The 13,528-nt window shown below is 58.6% G+C and carries 15 protein-coding genes, 1 tRNA gene and 2 pseudogenes; 9 read left to right on the forward strand and 9 right to left on the reverse strand.

All coding sequences use genetic code 11. The annotated features are described in order from the left end of the window. Window positions 1-163 precede the first annotated feature (163 nt). From GTK09_RS11745 to GTK09_RS11765, 5 genes are read left to right on the forward strand one after another with little or no spacing between them, the layout of a single operon-like run. On the forward strand, window positions 164-646 hold the full coding sequence (locus GTK09_RS11745) for a hypothetical protein (RefSeq protein WP_203560992.1): 483 nt from the start codon (window positions 164-166) through the stop codon (window positions 644-646). Further along, the gene (locus tag GTK09_RS11750; RefSeq protein WP_163463351.1) at window positions 643-1,950 is read left to right on the forward strand and encodes a relaxase/mobilization nuclease domain-containing protein; all 1,308 of its coding nucleotides are present in this window, start codon (window positions 643-645) and stop codon (window positions 1,948-1,950) included. The genes GTK09_RS11745 and GTK09_RS11750 overlap by 4 nt, the downstream gene beginning before the upstream one ends. A gap of 31 nt (window positions 1,951-1,981) precedes the next feature. Then, window positions 1,982-2,512, forward strand: coding sequence for a hypothetical protein (locus GTK09_RS11755; RefSeq protein ID WP_163463352.1), 531 nt, complete (start codon window positions 1,982-1,984; stop codon window positions 2,510-2,512). Next, window positions 2,509-2,742, forward strand: coding sequence for a hypothetical protein (locus GTK09_RS11760; RefSeq protein ID WP_163463353.1), 234 nt, complete (start codon window positions 2,509-2,511; stop codon window positions 2,740-2,742). The genes GTK09_RS11755 and GTK09_RS11760 overlap by 4 nt, the downstream gene beginning before the upstream one ends. Continuing rightward, complete coding sequence (locus GTK09_RS11765; protein WP_163463354.1) at window positions 2,739-4,133, forward strand: type IV secretory system conjugative DNA transfer family protein; 1,395 nt, start codon at window positions 2,739-2,741, stop codon at window positions 4,131-4,133. Before GTK09_RS11760 ends, GTK09_RS11765 begins: the two co-directional genes overlap by 4 nt. 424 nt (window positions 4,134-4,557) lie before the next feature. Here the strand turns inward: GTK09_RS11765 and thcA are convergent, their stop codons facing one another. The 5 genes from thcA to GTK09_RS11790 form a co-directional block, all read right to left on the reverse strand. Further along, window positions 4,558-5,211, reverse strand: a complete 654-nt coding sequence (gene thcA / locus GTK09_RS11770; protein ID WP_163463460.1) for a Thoeris type III anti-phage system protein ThcA — start codon at window positions 5,209-5,211, stop codon at window positions 4,558-4,560. 1 nt (window position 5,212) lies between these two features. After that, window positions 5,213-6,376 (reverse strand): Thoeris type III anti-phage system protein ThcB4, encoded by a 1,164-nt coding sequence (gene thcB4, locus GTK09_RS11775; protein WP_163463355.1) that lies wholly within the window; start codon window positions 6,374-6,376, stop codon window positions 5,213-5,215. A gap of 35 nt (window positions 6,377-6,411) precedes the next feature. After that, on the reverse strand, window positions 6,412-6,894 hold the full coding sequence (locus GTK09_RS11780; protein WP_163463356.1) for a TIR domain-containing protein: 483 nt from the start codon (window positions 6,892-6,894) through the stop codon (window positions 6,412-6,414). A gap of 493 nt (window positions 6,895-7,387) precedes the next feature. Continuing rightward, entirely contained in the window at window positions 7,388-7,720 is a 333-nt protein-coding gene (locus GTK09_RS11785) for a DUF3768 domain-containing protein (protein ID WP_163463357.1), read from the reverse strand. Next, the gene (locus GTK09_RS11790; RefSeq protein ID WP_163463358.1) at window positions 7,717-7,962 is read right to left on the reverse strand and encodes a hypothetical protein; all 246 of its coding nucleotides are present in this window, start codon (window positions 7,960-7,962) and stop codon (window positions 7,717-7,719) included. Before GTK09_RS11790 ends, GTK09_RS11785 begins: the two co-directional genes overlap by 4 nt. Window positions 7,963-8,302: 340 nt before the next feature. Here GTK09_RS11790 and GTK09_RS11795 point away from each other — a divergent pair. Continuing rightward, a pseudogene (locus GTK09_RS11795) lies at window positions 8,303-8,772 on the forward strand (VOC family protein). A 91-nt stretch (window positions 8,773-8,863) separates the two neighbouring features. Here GTK09_RS11795 and GTK09_RS11800 read toward each other — a convergent pair. The 3 genes from GTK09_RS11800 to GTK09_RS11810 all read right to left on the reverse strand — a co-directional run bounded on the left by GTK09_RS11800 (window position 8,864) and on the right by GTK09_RS11810 (window position 10,474). Next, window positions 8,864-9,364: a GNAT family N-acetyltransferase gene (locus GTK09_RS11800; RefSeq protein WP_312869806.1), complete on the reverse strand. Its 501-nt coding sequence runs from the start codon at window positions 9,362-9,364 to the stop codon at window positions 8,864-8,866. After that, window positions 9,365-9,643 carry a type II toxin-antitoxin system TacA family antitoxin gene (locus GTK09_RS11805; RefSeq protein WP_163463359.1) on the reverse strand — a complete coding sequence of 93 codons (279 nt, stop codon included), beginning with the start codon at window positions 9,641-9,643 and terminating at the stop codon, window positions 9,365-9,367. A gap of 105 nt (window positions 9,644-9,748) precedes the next feature. Next, entirely contained in the window at window positions 9,749-10,474 is a 726-nt protein-coding gene (locus tag GTK09_RS11810; RefSeq protein WP_163463360.1) for a hypothetical protein, read from the reverse strand. Between the two features lie 215 nt (window positions 10,475-10,689). Between GTK09_RS11810 and GTK09_RS11815 the strand changes: the two genes are divergently transcribed. Then, window positions 10,690-10,989, forward strand: a complete 300-nt coding sequence (locus GTK09_RS11815; protein WP_163463361.1) for a hypothetical protein — start codon at window positions 10,690-10,692, stop codon at window positions 10,987-10,989. A 33-nt stretch (window positions 10,990-11,022) separates the two neighbouring features. Beyond that, a pseudogene (locus GTK09_RS28145) lies at window positions 11,023-11,994 on the forward strand (recombinase family protein); the annotation flags it as partial. Between the two features lie 541 nt (window positions 11,995-12,535). Here the strand turns inward: GTK09_RS28145 and GTK09_RS11830 are convergent. Next, window positions 12,536-12,612 (reverse strand) — tRNA-Arg (locus tag GTK09_RS11830). Window positions 12,613-12,738: 126 nt separating this feature from the next. Between GTK09_RS11830 and GTK09_RS11835 the strand changes: the two genes are divergently transcribed. After that, window positions 12,739-13,335: a DUF1499 domain-containing protein gene (locus tag GTK09_RS11835; RefSeq protein ID WP_163463363.1), complete on the forward strand. Its 597-nt coding sequence runs from the start codon at window positions 12,739-12,741 to the stop codon at window positions 13,333-13,335. Window positions 13,336-13,528: the final 193 nt, after the last annotated feature.

Below are 13,528 nucleotides of genomic sequence, written 5' to 3' on the forward strand. Positions count from 1 at the left end.
AAGCGTTGGAGCCTTCGGAGGACCTGGCGCGGTTCAATCCTGTCTAAACAAGAGAAATGGTGGTGCGCCTGGACAGCGAGACCTCGAACGAGCTGTTCGAGACGCTGGAGGCGTGGAATACCCTGCTTGAGCACCCAAAATCCTCGGATTTTCAGGTGCCGCCATGCTCTCCGTAGGGGATGTCTTCGCCAGTGCGACCGGCCTGCCGGACGTACCGCCTTCCAAACCTCGGCCTACAGTACGGCTTGCGCCGCCTGAAGCGGCGAACGGGCCGAAGCGCAAACGCGCCGCGCCGTTCAGCATTCGCCTCAGTGAAGAGGAGCGCGCCCAGTTGGCGCGAGAAGCCGGGGGCGAACCGCTCGGCACCTATATCCGGGTCAAGGTCCTGGATGGCAGCGGTCAGCGCAAGCGGCGCACCGGCCAACCCATTGAGGACCGGAAGGCGCTTGCGAGGCTGCTCGGCCTCCTCGGCAAATCCGAGCTGGGCGCGCACCTCGCGGAACTGGCCAGCGCCGCCCGCTCCGGTTCCCTGCCCGTCGATCCTGAAACGCAAACCCAGCTGCAAGAGACGCTGGCGGATGTGCGGGAACTCCGCCGCCTGCTCATGGAGGCGCTCGGCCTGCAGATGGGCGGGGCGGCACCATGATCCTCAAGGGCTCGCAGCGCGGCGGGGGACAGGACCTCGCCCGCCATCTGATGAAGGTGGAAGATAACGAGCATGTACGGGTGCACGAGCTGCGCGGCTTTGCCTCCGATGACCTCAAGGGCGCATTCAAGGAAGCTGAAGCCATCGCGCGCGGGACGCACTGCAAACAATATCTCTTCTCGCTGAGCCTGAGCCCGCCGGAGAGCGCCCGCGTCAGTGCGGCGCAGTTCGAGGCAGCCATCGGCCAGGTCGAGGAGAAGCTGGGGCTGACCGGCCAGCCGCGCGCGGTCGTCTTCCATGAGAAGGAAGGCCGGCGGCATTGCCATTGTGTGTGGAGCCGCATCGACGCCGAGACGATGACGGCCAAGCAGATGTCGTTCTTCAAGACCAAACTGCAGGGCGTCTCGCAATCGCTTTATCTCGATCACGGCTGGGACATGCCGCGCGGCATGCTGGACAAGGCCGCGCGCGATCCCACCGGCTTTACTCTCGCCGAATGGCAGCAAGGCAAACGCCAGGGCGTCGATCCGCGCTGGCAGAAGCTCATCATCCAGGAGTGCTGGAAAACCTCCGACTGCCAGCGCGGGTTCGAGGCCGCGCTGGAAAGCAAAGGCCTGTTCCTGGCACGCGGCGACCGGCGGGGGCATGTCGTCGTCGATCATGACGGCAGCGTTCATGCCCTCTCCCGGATGCTGGACCTCAAGACCAAGGACGTCCGCGCCCGGCTTGGCGACGGGGCCGATCTTCGGTCCGTCGATCAGACCAAAGCCCGCATTGCCGAGCGCATGACGCCGGCGATCCGCCGCCATGTGGCGGAGAGCAAGGCGAAGTTTGCGGAAACCGCCAAGGCGCTGAACGATCAGAAGGCGGAGATGACCGCCCGGCACCGCCGCGCAAGGGTCCGCCTTGAGGCCGAGCATAAAGCGCAATGGCAGGCGGAGATCAGAAGCCGCTCCGCGTCCCTGCCGCGCGGTTTGCCCGGTATCTGGCAGCGTGTGAGCGGGCAGTACCAGGACATGCGCCGCCGCAACGAGTCGGCGATGGCCGCGCTGTGGCAACGCCAGGCGGATGCGCGTCAGGCGCTGATCGACAAACAGCTGAGCCAGCGGGCCGCTTTGCAGGACCGCATCAAGGCGCTGCGGGACGAGCAGGCCAGGCAGCTTCGAGAATTGCGCGGGGAGATCGGGCGCTTCCTCGCCTTCACGACCGGGCGGGATGGCCCGGCGCGTGAACCAAGCCGCGCCCGTCAACCGGAACGCGGCAGCGGACGCCAGAGAAGCCGGGGGCTTCGCCTGGAGCGATAGGCCGCGCTCTTATCAAGAGGAGTGAACGGGCATGTCATCGAACAACAGCAATGACGGGGGGATGGCGTTTGCCATCGCGCTGGTCGGAGCAGGCCTCGCCTTCATCGGCATCTTTCTCTTTGCCGTGCTGGCGTTTCTCGCCGTCATCATGACCATCCTGGCGCTGTGCGCCTGGATGACGCCGCTCAAGCTCGGCTCCATCACCATAGAGCCGCATGAAGCGCGGCTGTTCATCTATCGCGGCCTCGCCGGCGCGGTCCTCGTCCCGGCCTTCGTCGTCTTCTCCGCCATCCTCATCGGCTTCCGGATTGACCCCAACTGGTGGTTCTACATGGTGGTCGGCGGCTATGTGCTGGGCTCGGTCGGTATCGCCATTCTCGAAGCATCGAGCGAGGATGAAGATAAAGCAGCGGACGCCCCGCCCATGCCGGCACCGCGCGCGCTGGAGCCGCCGGCCCGCGTCCGCCAAGAGGGTCGCGAGCCGGTCCGCATGAAAGGTCCGGCGCGCTCTGCCGAACCGTTCCGCTTTGCCAGCTGGGATGACGAGGAGGAGTTCAAATGAGTTTCCGCCGCCTGTTCGAGCTCTACGAGATCGCCTGGATGCTCGAATCACACGCGCAGCAGAGGCTAGGTTGGCGCGATGCAGCGGAAGCGAGACGCGCGCGAATACGCAGCGAGCGACTGGCCGCACAGCAGCTTCAGGCTATGCTCGACGCCAACCCCAGCGGATCGCTGGGCCACGCGCGGCTCGATGACGAGGAGGCGCTGCGCCGCGCCGGTCTCCTGCCATGACCGGGACCGACCTCTCGCCATCCGTCCTGGCGGACCTCGCCGAAGCGCCGCGCCGGACGATCCGGCGCGGCATCGAGCTTGGCTTCTTCGCTGGTCAGCCGCTGATCTATGACGGGACCGAGCCCGTCGCAATCGATGCCCAGGCCGGCAAGGGCAAGCTGACGCGGTTCCTTGGCGTCAATCTCGTCTCCCCACGCACGGCGCACTTCACCAAGATCATCACCGATCCCAAGGATGCGGAGCTGGCCTGGATCAGCTGGAAGACGTTGGAGCGGGAAGGCTACCGGGTCCGGTTCATCAACCCGCGCCGCATCCACGGCTATCCGACCGAATCCTTCAACATCAACACGCGCCTCCTCGAAGTGGCGGCCGATCCCGTCTTATGGGGCACGGTGAATGACGCCGCGTATGATGCGGCCAGCTATCTCGTTCCGGTCGATAGCGACATCAAGAACCGCTGGATCGGTCAGGGCGTGCGCACGGCCTTTGCCCTCTACAACAAGATCACCGCCCTTTACCCATCCCGCCGCTGGTCCTGTTCCCCTGGGGGCTTATGGGACTTCTACGGACGAGGCCGGTTCGAGATCGCCGACGATCTCCTCGTCTGGGCGGCGGATACCCGCCTGGAAGACGATTCCGGCATGTGCCGGCTGGTGGCCAGCTGGACCGACAGCCAGGATCAGTGGAATGCTTATTCCTCGATGATGGTGGAACGACTCCAGGGATTCCAGCCCGGCACAGCCGCGCGGGAGGTCACGTCCTCGAACTCGTTCGATCCAGCGCACATGAAGACCGAGCGCACGGCGCTGTTCATCACGGGCGCCGCCACCTCGGAGACGAGCCGCACATTCGTGGGCGCGATGACGGCGGCGATAGTCGAACGGTTCACCGCCGCGCCTGGGCCGTTGCGCGCTCTCCTCATCGGCGAGGAATGGGGGCCGCTCTATGTCTCGAACTTCCATGAAATCCTCACCCTCTACCGGGCCGGCGGCATCAACTTCGTCGGCGTGTTCCAGAATGCGCCGGCGCAGATCGAAGCGCGGTACGGCAAAGAGATCGCCCGCATCTGGAAGAAAGCCGTCGCGCACACCCTCTATCGCGGCCTGCCCGATACCGACACGCTCAAAGAGATCGAGCACCGCTCCGGCAAGACCTCCGTCATGATCCGGGGATTCAACGTCAACCAGAACCAGGTCAGCGGTTCGGGGGATAACCTTGTCGAACAGGCCCGGCCCCTGCTTCAGGTCGAGGACATACGGGAGGCCACAGGCGGCGAAACAGGCTTGCTCGAATCGCGCGATCAGGGCTACTTTGTAGTTGAAACGCCGGAGTTCTGGAGGAGAGTGGAGATGCGAGAACGCCTTAGGAATTCGATTGATAAAGACAAATAAGGCTTTAAGATATCGTGATGACAACGCCCGAACAACGAATAGCACACCTGCAAATGATCCAAGGTGTCATTTCTCGCGTTAGTTCCGATTCTCAAAATATAAAGACTTTATCAGTAACCGTCGCCGCAGCAGTGATCGCATTGGCTGGAACTAGTCAAACATATTCAACATCTATTACCATTCTTAGCATGTTTATCATGTTATTATTCTGGTGGCTGGCAGCTAACTCTCTACTTGTTGAGCGGTCATATCGTTATATGTATGACGAAATACGTACAAATAATATTGTATCCGACTTTTCAATGGATTGGCGCACTTACTGTGACAGAGTTCCGAGCGTTTGGTCGCTAGCGTTTTCTCAATCTATATTCCCGGTGTACCTCTCGGTATTGCTTCTGCTCGGAGTTGTGAGCTACTTGTCATGTCAGTGATCACCTACATTCCATCGTCGTAATTCAAGGTCTTCAGGTTGTTCTGCAGGACTGGCATAGCGCTTTTCATCTAACGGAATTTCCAACTGATGATGAAGCAACCTAACGTAGTCCATATCGTCTCGTAACTCTTCCGCGTCGATTCCTTCATCAGCACCAACCTGCAGCGCCGCACCTCCAGTCGATAGAACAGGGATAATCTTAACGTTTGGCTGCAAACTTTTGAGTAATTTCTGCTCTTCAATAATTCCAGCCATGCCGCCTATGAAAACTCCAGCTTGGAAAACATTGTCAGAAAACATCTTAGTGCGCATTTCAACCAGACTGTCTTTAAGATCGCCGCCTACATTACTAGTGTAAACCACATTATCGAATTTCGAGTTGTCTTCGGGAAATTCCTCCTTGAAATAGTTCGACTGATACAATGTCACCCATTCGTTGTATTTTATATTTAGATCCTTTGCAGCGAATGAGATCATAGGAGTGATTGCCGGATGGCCGCCCCATATGATTTTTCGCCGTCCCAGGGCTACAAATACGAGCGCCGAGACAGCGGCTGCTATTGCCACGGAGTCGGATGTCGTGGCGAATTCCGGCGCCCGTTGTGGGTCCGGCACACTAGCTGATAGAAATATAGCCCCTGACATATCAACCCTCACCCAGTTCTACGAGCTGCCAAGCAGCTTCCGAAACTTTAATGGATCTGACGGAACGTATGTTTTCATCAAGCCACGCTAGATGCTCATTCCATCTATCTCTTATTCCAACGTGGTCATAAATAAGAACAGGAGTTCCAGAAGCATACGCCATTCTAGCTCGGACGGAGATTTCGTTGAGGATTTCGGCGCTAGGTATTCCGACAATAGGATAAGCCCATATCCGCCTTCCGTCCTCTAATTTTATCGCGACGGTCCTATTTGCGCCAACGCTTTCGATAGTAGCTCCTATCTTCGCTATTTCCGCTCGCAATTTACCTGTAATCGAAATATATCTTGATGCGATACTTTTACTTCGCAAGCGTTCAACCGCTAAAATTATCTCGTCGCAACGCTGCGCGTTGATAGAGCCATCTGCAGATCCGAAGTCCTGGCTTTCTAAATAAAGCGTTTCGGCGAATTCGGTCATTCGGTTAGGCTTGTGTTCAGGCCATACGAGCCGAAGTACATGTATTTCTTTAGCGCGCGCTCGTCCTATCTCCTGCCGTGTCCATTTTGATTCAAAGTACAATGGAGTATCCAACATTATCAAAAGATCTGAGTCGCAGAGCCTGTGCCACAAGATGTCTTGAAACGGCTCGCCCGGCCGGATATCATGAGTATCCAGGAATACATCATAACCGCGCGCTGAGATTAAATCATGAAGCTGGGCTGCAGCTACGCGGGATTCCGTGCGTTTGTAACTGATGAAGACGCGACGTAGGGGTCGAACTAAGCCAATGCATTCGAGCAGAGCTGTTGATATCTCAATCATCGCCGGATCGTCATCACGCATCCGATAGCCATTAAATTGATGGAGAAAATGGGGTACCGAAACGCCAAAATCACTGTTTGAATCAACTACAGGTATGATCGGAATGCTATGAAAAGATAGCGTCCGAGCGATATCTTCGTCAGGATTATTCGGACCTCCGAAATATATTGCTGCCGCCGCAACATGCCTATCTCGATTTTCGACTGCGTCTCTCGTTCTAATCTCCACATCTGATCCAATGCTAAGACCAAAGTCGGAAATAATTTCTCGCAACGTTGCAGAGAGAACAGCGACTTGTTCGTCTTTTACGTTACCAAGAATCAAAATTTCGTATGATATCACAGCATAGATCCTAGCCAGTTAATTCGGGCAGATATCTACCGATTTTGAATAGCAGTCTCGACCCAGTCTGCTAGGTTGTTGTAAATATAGTTATAGACATCCTTGCTATCAGTGTAGGGGGGATCGTAGGTTTTGACGAGATCGGTCATTGGCGTTCCACCCACGTTGAAATCAGCGAATGGATTTTTCCCTTTTTGAGAGCGATATCCGCTGCTGTCTGACAAATTATGAATATGAACGCCTAGAACCCCTTTTTTGTCATCCCACGCCTTTTTGATTTCGTATTTGACCCACTTACGGCCAGCTGTTTGAGCGCCTATCAAAACAACTAAGCAGCTTTTGCCGTACATGTTATCATCGATCCACTTTTTTATAGCCGCGTCGCCAGCGTTTTCGACTTCTTCCCATTTGTTATGACTCAAGAGTGGTTGCTCTTCAATGACGCCCATCTGCTTGATCTTGGAAACGCGCCAGCTGTCGTTTTTGTAGTGAAAGCTCAGAAAAGTCTTGCGTGCCATATGCGCCCTCCGCGATAACAATTACAGGTTGAGATCATTATACGTCGTCTTATGTCCTAAGCAAGATTCATTTCCGATATGGATCAAAATCCCTTCCTCGCCGCTAACGGGACATAGCTTGAAGAGCACGCCTTCTAACAAGTAATCAGTCCGGGGGGATGCAACGGGGGGCTTTGCCCCCCTTGCCAAGATTGCGGGGTATTACCCCGCACATCTTGCGATCTGCGATAGTGACGCCTGGACGGGATTTGACCTATTGGGCTGAACCACCTGACGCTGCCTTGCGCCCTCTCCGCTGGCCGCCACCTTCCCCCATTTCAGCCGCCCGACGTTTCAGCTACCGCCCATCCTATCCGCTCCCGCCGCGCTGTCCAGCAGAGCTGCCCGACGTCTCCCCCGCTGCCCACCGATTCCGCCGCCACTTTTCTCGTTCTACAGGAGCGCGGGAACTCCGGCAGCCTGGTTGAGGCTGCCGGACATGCGGACGGACGGATCAATATTCCGACGCCAGCATGATTGTTAGCACCCGATTGGTGACAGCCGGATCGGACGCGTCCGGGCTGTGGCCTTCATAGGCGAGATCGTAATAGTCGATCTTCCAGAATACCTTCCCGGCTTCCGCCTGATCAAACGCACCGAAATCGCGTTCGCCGTGCGGATCGTTGTTGCCGGTAAAGGCATCGAAGGTCCGCACCCGGTTCAGGATGTCGGCCCGCACCTCGGATGCCAAGGCGGCTATGCCCTGGGTCCAGAGGACGCGCCCACCGATGAAGGTGGTGCGCAAGCCATCGTTCAACGCCGCGATGCGCGCGGTGCGGGGGCTCATCGCCGGCCCCCGTTGTTTGCGGTTTCGACGGGCAGGAGGAAGATGACGCCCTTTCTCTGAGGCAGTTCGACCGGGATGAGGTCGAGGTTCAGGATCGCGCCGGCCTTGCCGTTCTTCCGGGGCCAGACGGCGCCGATCTCCTTGGGCCGGGTGAGGATGTCGTTCCCTTGCCTGTCCTGGCCGGTGATGCGGGAAAAGGTGACCCGGTAGAGAGGGCGGTCTGCTTGGTGTGTCGTGCTCATGGTGATGTCTCCTTGTTTGGTTGCACGGGCTGGACCATCCAGCCGATGCGCAAAGGAGACCGGACCGGGCGGCGCGGGTCATGGCCAACACGGGAGCCGAGCGTCAGCGAAGGCGAATGGAGCGGGCAGGCCATTGACCCGGAGAGCCGTCCCGAGGACGGTACACAGCGCATCATCACGGCTGGAGGTCAGGCCGGGCAGTCAAACCGCGGCGGCTTTACCTGCGGCTACAGCTGACCGGGTTTCGTTCGGTCCCGTTTGAACTTTCGTGATTTTGGGTTGTTCGCGTCATCGATGGCTACAAGGATGTAGCCGGTCGAGCCTTAAGGAGGAGGACATCATGGCCAAGAACACGATTTGCATTTGGTACGACAAGGACGCCGAGGCTGCTGCCCGCTTCTATGCGGAGATTTTCCCGGACAGCCGGATCGTTGCGGTCCACCTTGCGCCCGCTGATTATCCGTCCGGCAAAGCAGGTGATGTGCTGACGGTCGAATTCATTGTTGCCGGCATCCCCTGCCTTGGCCTCAATGGCGGGCCTACGTTCAAGCATAGCGAAGCCTTTTCCAGATCGCGACCGAGGATCAGGCAGAGACCGATCGCTACTGGAATGCGATTGTTGGCAATGGTGGCGAGGAGAGCGCCTGCGGCTGGTGTAAGGATCGCTGGGGCATCTCATGGCAGATCACACCACGCGTTCTGACAGAAGCCATCGCGGACGGCGGAGACACGGCCAAACGCGTATTCGAGGCGATGATGGAGATGGGAAAAATCGACATCGCCAAGATCGAATCTGCGCGCCGGGGATGACCTACTGCCCGGGCGTATTACGCTCTTTGTAATACGGCCTGTTTAGAATTTAGGTACTTTGCGGCCATCGGCCGTTAATACGTAGTCATAGTTATAATAGGGAATCCATGGCCGTAATCGGTAGGACGAGGCGGTTCGTCGTAACGGCGAGACGCCGGAAGCCGAACCCCTCATAGAAGGCGGCGGCCTTCTCGTTCTTCGCCTCGACGATCATGCCGAGGATGCCGATCTGGCTCGCCGCCTTGCGGGTCGTATCAAAGGCATGGACGATGAGCGCATCGCCATAGCCCTGGCCCTGCCAGCGTCTATCGACGGCGAGCCGCCCGAGGAGCAGAAACGGGATGTCTCCGTAAGGGCCGGCCTGGACGTCATCCGGCAGGTGATCGCGGCGGACCGAATGCGCGCTGATCGAGTAATAGCCGATGATTGAGGGACCGTCGGCGAGGACGTAGATGCGCGTCAGGCTGCGTTTCAAATCCTGGTTGGCGTAGCGCTGGAGATAGAGGTTGAGGGCCGGAACGCCGCAATCGAAAGATTTGCGGTCGTGGCCCTTTGGATCGAGCGCGGCGAATTCCACCTTATTGCTATCCACTCAGCCTTGAATGTCGCGGAACTTCGCAGCCGCCTTCTTCATGCGCGACGTCGGCGCGGCGGGCGCATCGAGCGCGCCGAAGAACGCCGTCCAGTCCTCTGCGGAGAAGCGCGTCTTCTGGTGCTCGGCGATCACTGCTTCCGCCTTCTCGCGGACGCTCTCCCGGATGAACTTGCTCTTGTCGAGTTTGAGATAGGCGCGCGCCGTGTCCATCATGGACAGCGTCACCGCGTCCATGCGCACCTTGAGCATGTCGCCCTTATCCGGTGTGTTCGTCATTGTTTGGTCCATCGTCGCACCTGCCTTCTCCTGATCATTATACCCACAAATGTGGGCCTATAGCAAGAAAATCGAGGTTAGGGATCAGGGCCCGGTGCAAAGTGGCTAAATGGGGTGAAGCCGGTAATACTGGTCCAAAATATGGACAAGCGGCTGCGCAACATGGCGCCGATGTAAATTATACATATGCTTTGAGAAGTTTTGGTGAGGCCCCTTCCTGCCTCGGGTGACGCGCATACCGACCCCGCCGCAGAAGGCCCACCGCAAGAAGTTATCCCGGACGCCTTTGGGTGTTCCAAGATTGGCATGCCTGTTGAATAGGCCTATGTGGAGTAGGAAGACGATGTCGACACGCTTGCGAAAAGCCTGAATAGGGCATGATGAACACCGACCTCGTATCGATGTGACACCCTTTGATCTCGAAAAACTACGGATGTGAATCGGTTTATACTTACGAACCCGTGATAGCTCCGCGTAGGAGATGTATTCCGTCGGCTGAATTTCGGCAGGGCATCGAGCGTAGCAATCGCTCATACGCTGCCAAAAGTTCGAGGTCATCGATATATCCTCGTTAGCCAATGCCTCGCGCATGAAGTCGAGTTCTGGCGACAGGTGCTTCAGCAACGCCGTGCGCAGAGGCTCTTCCGAAATGATCCGCGTATTGGTCTGCGCGAAAATCTCACGCACGGTACGCTCGCTTACCTGCGCGATCTCTGCCGTTTCGGCTGTGCTCGGAGGAAGAAAATACCCGGACCATATGAGCCGCATTTGATCCGTCGTAATTTTTGCGCCCTTTAATAGCGGATTCTTGGGCTTGTAGGTCCGAACCATCAGCATCGCTCCTCATGGGGCAATCTGCTTCCGCCAATCTGGAATATGCCTTGTCTTCAGCGGCTTAGGTTCGATTATATCCCTGCAAGAGAAAGCCGTCTCGCGGCTTCGTTTCACTTTATCGAGCTTTCAGATATAGGAACTTAATCCTTGTATGTTCCTGTAATGTTCTGTACACTTGCCAGCTATGGCAGGTAAGCGAAAGGAGGCAGGCCATGACGAATGAAGATGAACTGGCGCTCGCCACGCGCGATGCTGCCAAAGAAGCTGAGACGCCCGTCCGGTCGCTTGATCTCGACGTGGACGCTTACATGAGCGAACTCGATGATTTCGACATGACCGAGGCGCAAAAGCGCGAGCTGCTGAAGACTTTATGGTCGATCATGCGCGGCTTCGTCGATCTCGGCTTTGAGGTCGATGTCTGTTCCGCTGTGTTCGGTGAAGATTATTTGCTTCCCGTAGACGATTCCACGGGCGTAGACTCGTCCCACCCCAACAAACCGGAGACGCGATAGACGCACCGCCCATTGCCCACGAGGAGACCCGCCATGATCAAGGCCACCAAACAATTTGCCGTCATTTACTGCCGGGTATCGAGCATCAAGCAAACGACGGCGGGTGACGGCCTGCGCAGTCAGGAGACAAGGTGCCGCGACTTTGCGCGCATGAAGGGGTACGAGGTCCTCCAGGTCTTCGTCGATGACGTATCCGGTTCGCTCACCGAGCGCCGGGGCATGACGGCAATGCTGGATTACATCAAGAAGCGAACGGGTGAGCGCACCATCGTCATCATCGACGATGTGTCACGTCTCGCGCGGGATGTCCTGGCCCACCTTCAGCTGCGCACGCTGATCGACGCCTCCGGCGGCAAGCTGGAATCGCCTTCCATCGAGTTCGGCGACGATCCGGATTCAATCCTCGTCGAAAATCTCCTCGCCTCGGTTTCCCAGCACCAGCGGCAGAAGAATGGCGAGCAGACCAAGAACCGGATGCGGGCGCGCCTGCAGAATGGCTATTCGGTGTTTCCGGCGCCCATCGGCTATCGCTATGAGCGGGTTTCCGGACGCGGCAAGATGCTCAAACGCGATGAGCCGGTCGCCTCGGTCGTGACCGAAGCGCTCGAAGGCTACGCCTCGGGCCGCTTCGAGACTCAGGCAGACATCAAGCGTTTCCTGCAGGCCAATCCGCTCTTCCCGAAACCGGCGGCGGGCCGCGTGACCAACGAGCGCGCAGCCGTCATTCTGAAACAACCGCTCTATGCCGGGTACGTCGAATCGCCGGAGTGGGGTGTCAGCCTGCGCGAAGGCCAGCACGAGCCGCTGATCTCGTTCCAAACCTACAAGCAGATTCAGGATCGTCTCAACGGCGTCAACCGGCTGCCAAAGCGCCGGAACCTCAACGAGGACTTTCCGCTGCGCGGCTTCGTCCTCTGCTGCGACTGCGATACGCCGCTGACGGCCTCCTGGTCGACGGGCTCGCATGCGCGCTATCCGTACTACCTTTGCCGCAAGCAAGGATGCCCAAGCTACGGGAAGTCGATCCGGCGCGATCACCTGGAAGCCGAGTTCGAGACGCTGCTACAATCTGTGCAGCCGACGGAGCGGCTGTTCAAGGTCGCGACGGGCATGTTCCGCCAGCTGTGGGATCACCGGAGCGAACAGGCCGAAGTGCATGTCAGGGCGCTGGGTGCGCAGCTGCTCAAGATCGAAAAGCAGATCGGGCAGTATCTCGACCGCATCGTCTCGTCGGACGTGCCGAGCGTGGTCAGGGCGTATGAGCGCAAAGTGAAGGCGCTCGAAGAGGACAAGATCGTCCTCAATGAGCAGCGGGCGAAAGCTGGAAAGCCTGTAAGCACCTTCGACGGCGCACTTAGAACGGCCCTCGGCTTCCTTGCAAACCCTTGGAATCTCTGGACGAGCGGACGGCTGGAAGACCGCCGAACGGTGCTCAAACTGGCCTTCTCAGACCGGCTTCGCTACGACCGCGCAAAAGGGTTTAGAACGGCACAAATGAGTTTGCCGTTCAAGGTGTTAACGGATTTTTGCGGTACTAAAAAAGGGATGGCGCACCCGACAGGATTCGAACCTGTGACCTTCGCCTTCGGAGGGCGACACTCTATCCAGCTGAGCTACGGGTGCAGATCGGCGCAGCGCGACGACATGTTTGCCAGGGTTCCCTATCGTATCTGGTCGGCGGCGGCAAGAGCGGGATTGGGAGAAGGACCTGCTTGATGCCGGGGGAACCGGGTCGGCGGACTGCCGTTCATGGACGACGAGCTCGAAACGATGGAGTGTTCCATGGCCGGCCTGCAGAGGGAGCGAGGCGGTTTTCCCACCCGTCGGATCCTGCTCGGGGTCGCCGCCGCGGCCGGCGTCGCGGCGGCCGGGTTCTTCGCAATCGGGCCGCGACGGTTCTGGCGCTTCGTAGCCGGCCCGGCCGATCAGGGGCCTGTCGACTTTGCCACCTTCAGCCGGCGCTCCGTGCCGAACGACGCTCTCGCCAGTTCGAAAGGCGCCAGCACGCAACCGGTCGACCTGATCCTGCCGACCTACCGGACATCGCCCATCGCCCTGATGGGAGCGCTGGACGACGCAGCAAGGTCGAGCGGCAGAGCGGAGCGCGTCGACGACGGGACAGAGCCGGCCTATCGCCGCTACGTCTTCCGCAGTCGGGTGTTCGAATTTCCAGATACGCTTGACGCGAGGGCGGTCGGGAGGCCAGACGGCGAAACCTCCCTCATCCTCTACTCGCGGTCGCAACTCGGTCGCGGCGACTTCGGGTCGAATCGTGCCCGGCTGGAAGCGATCGTCCGGGCACTCGGGCGGTCGCCAGGCGTCGAGGCCGTCTCAACGCGGCGATGAACCACTCGGCCGAGCCGGCATGAATGTCGTCGATCGACGCCGTGATGAAGGCAGCGAGAGCCCGCCGACGATCGCCCGACACAGGCAGACGGCCTGTTACACCGACCGATCCATTCAGATCTGGCAGTGTATAGGGCCGCGCCACAATTGAGCAGACGTGAAGCGCGACATCGCGAGCGGACCTGCCGGACCT

Origin of the sequence: Jiella pacifica (assembly GCF_010500815.1) — a bacterium.
Lineage (GTDB): Bacteria > Pseudomonadota > Alphaproteobacteria > Rhizobiales > Rhizobiaceae > Jiella > Jiella pacifica.

Coding starts and splice junctions, on each gene's coding strand:
- GTK09_RS11755 (WP_163463352.1), top strand. CDS start 1,982: ATGTCATCGAACAACAGCAATGACGGGGGGATGGCGTTTGCCATCGCG.
- GTK09_RS11785 (WP_163463357.1), bottom strand. CDS start 7,720: ATGAGCCCCCGCACCGCGCGCATCGCGGCGTTGAACGATGGCTTGCGC.
- GTK09_RS11750 (WP_163463351.1), top strand. CDS start 643: ATGATCCTCAAGGGCTCGCAGCGCGGCGGGGGACAGGACCTCGCCCGC.
- GTK09_RS11780 (WP_163463356.1), bottom strand. CDS start 6,894: ATGGCACGCAAGACTTTTCTGAGCTTTCACTACAAAAACGACAGCTGG.
- GTK09_RS11760 (WP_163463353.1), top strand. CDS start 2,509: ATGAGTTTCCGCCGCCTGTTCGAGCTCTACGAGATCGCCTGGATGCTC.
- thcA (WP_163463460.1), bottom strand. CDS start 5,211: ATGTCAGGGGCTATATTTCTATCAGCTAGTGTGCCGGACCCACAACGG.
- GTK09_RS11805 (WP_163463359.1), bottom strand. CDS start 9,643: ATGACGAACACACCGGATAAGGGCGACATGCTCAAGGTGCGCATGGAC.
- GTK09_RS11745 (WP_203560992.1), top strand. CDS start 164: ATGCTCTCCGTAGGGGATGTCTTCGCCAGTGCGACCGGCCTGCCGGAC.
- GTK09_RS11790 (WP_163463358.1), bottom strand. CDS start 7,962: ATGAGCACGACACACCAAGCAGACCGCCCTCTCTACCGGGTCACCTTT.
- GTK09_RS11835 (WP_163463363.1), top strand. CDS start 12,739: ATGGACGACGAGCTCGAAACGATGGAGTGTTCCATGGCCGGCCTGCAG.
- GTK09_RS11815 (WP_163463361.1), top strand. CDS start 10,690: ATGACGAATGAAGATGAACTGGCGCTCGCCACGCGCGATGCTGCCAAA.
- GTK09_RS11765 (WP_163463354.1), top strand. CDS start 2,739: ATGACCGGGACCGACCTCTCGCCATCCGTCCTGGCGGACCTCGCCGAA.
- GTK09_RS11810 (WP_163463360.1), bottom strand. CDS start 10,474: ATGGTTCGGACCTACAAGCCCAAGAATCCGCTATTAAAGGGCGCAAAA.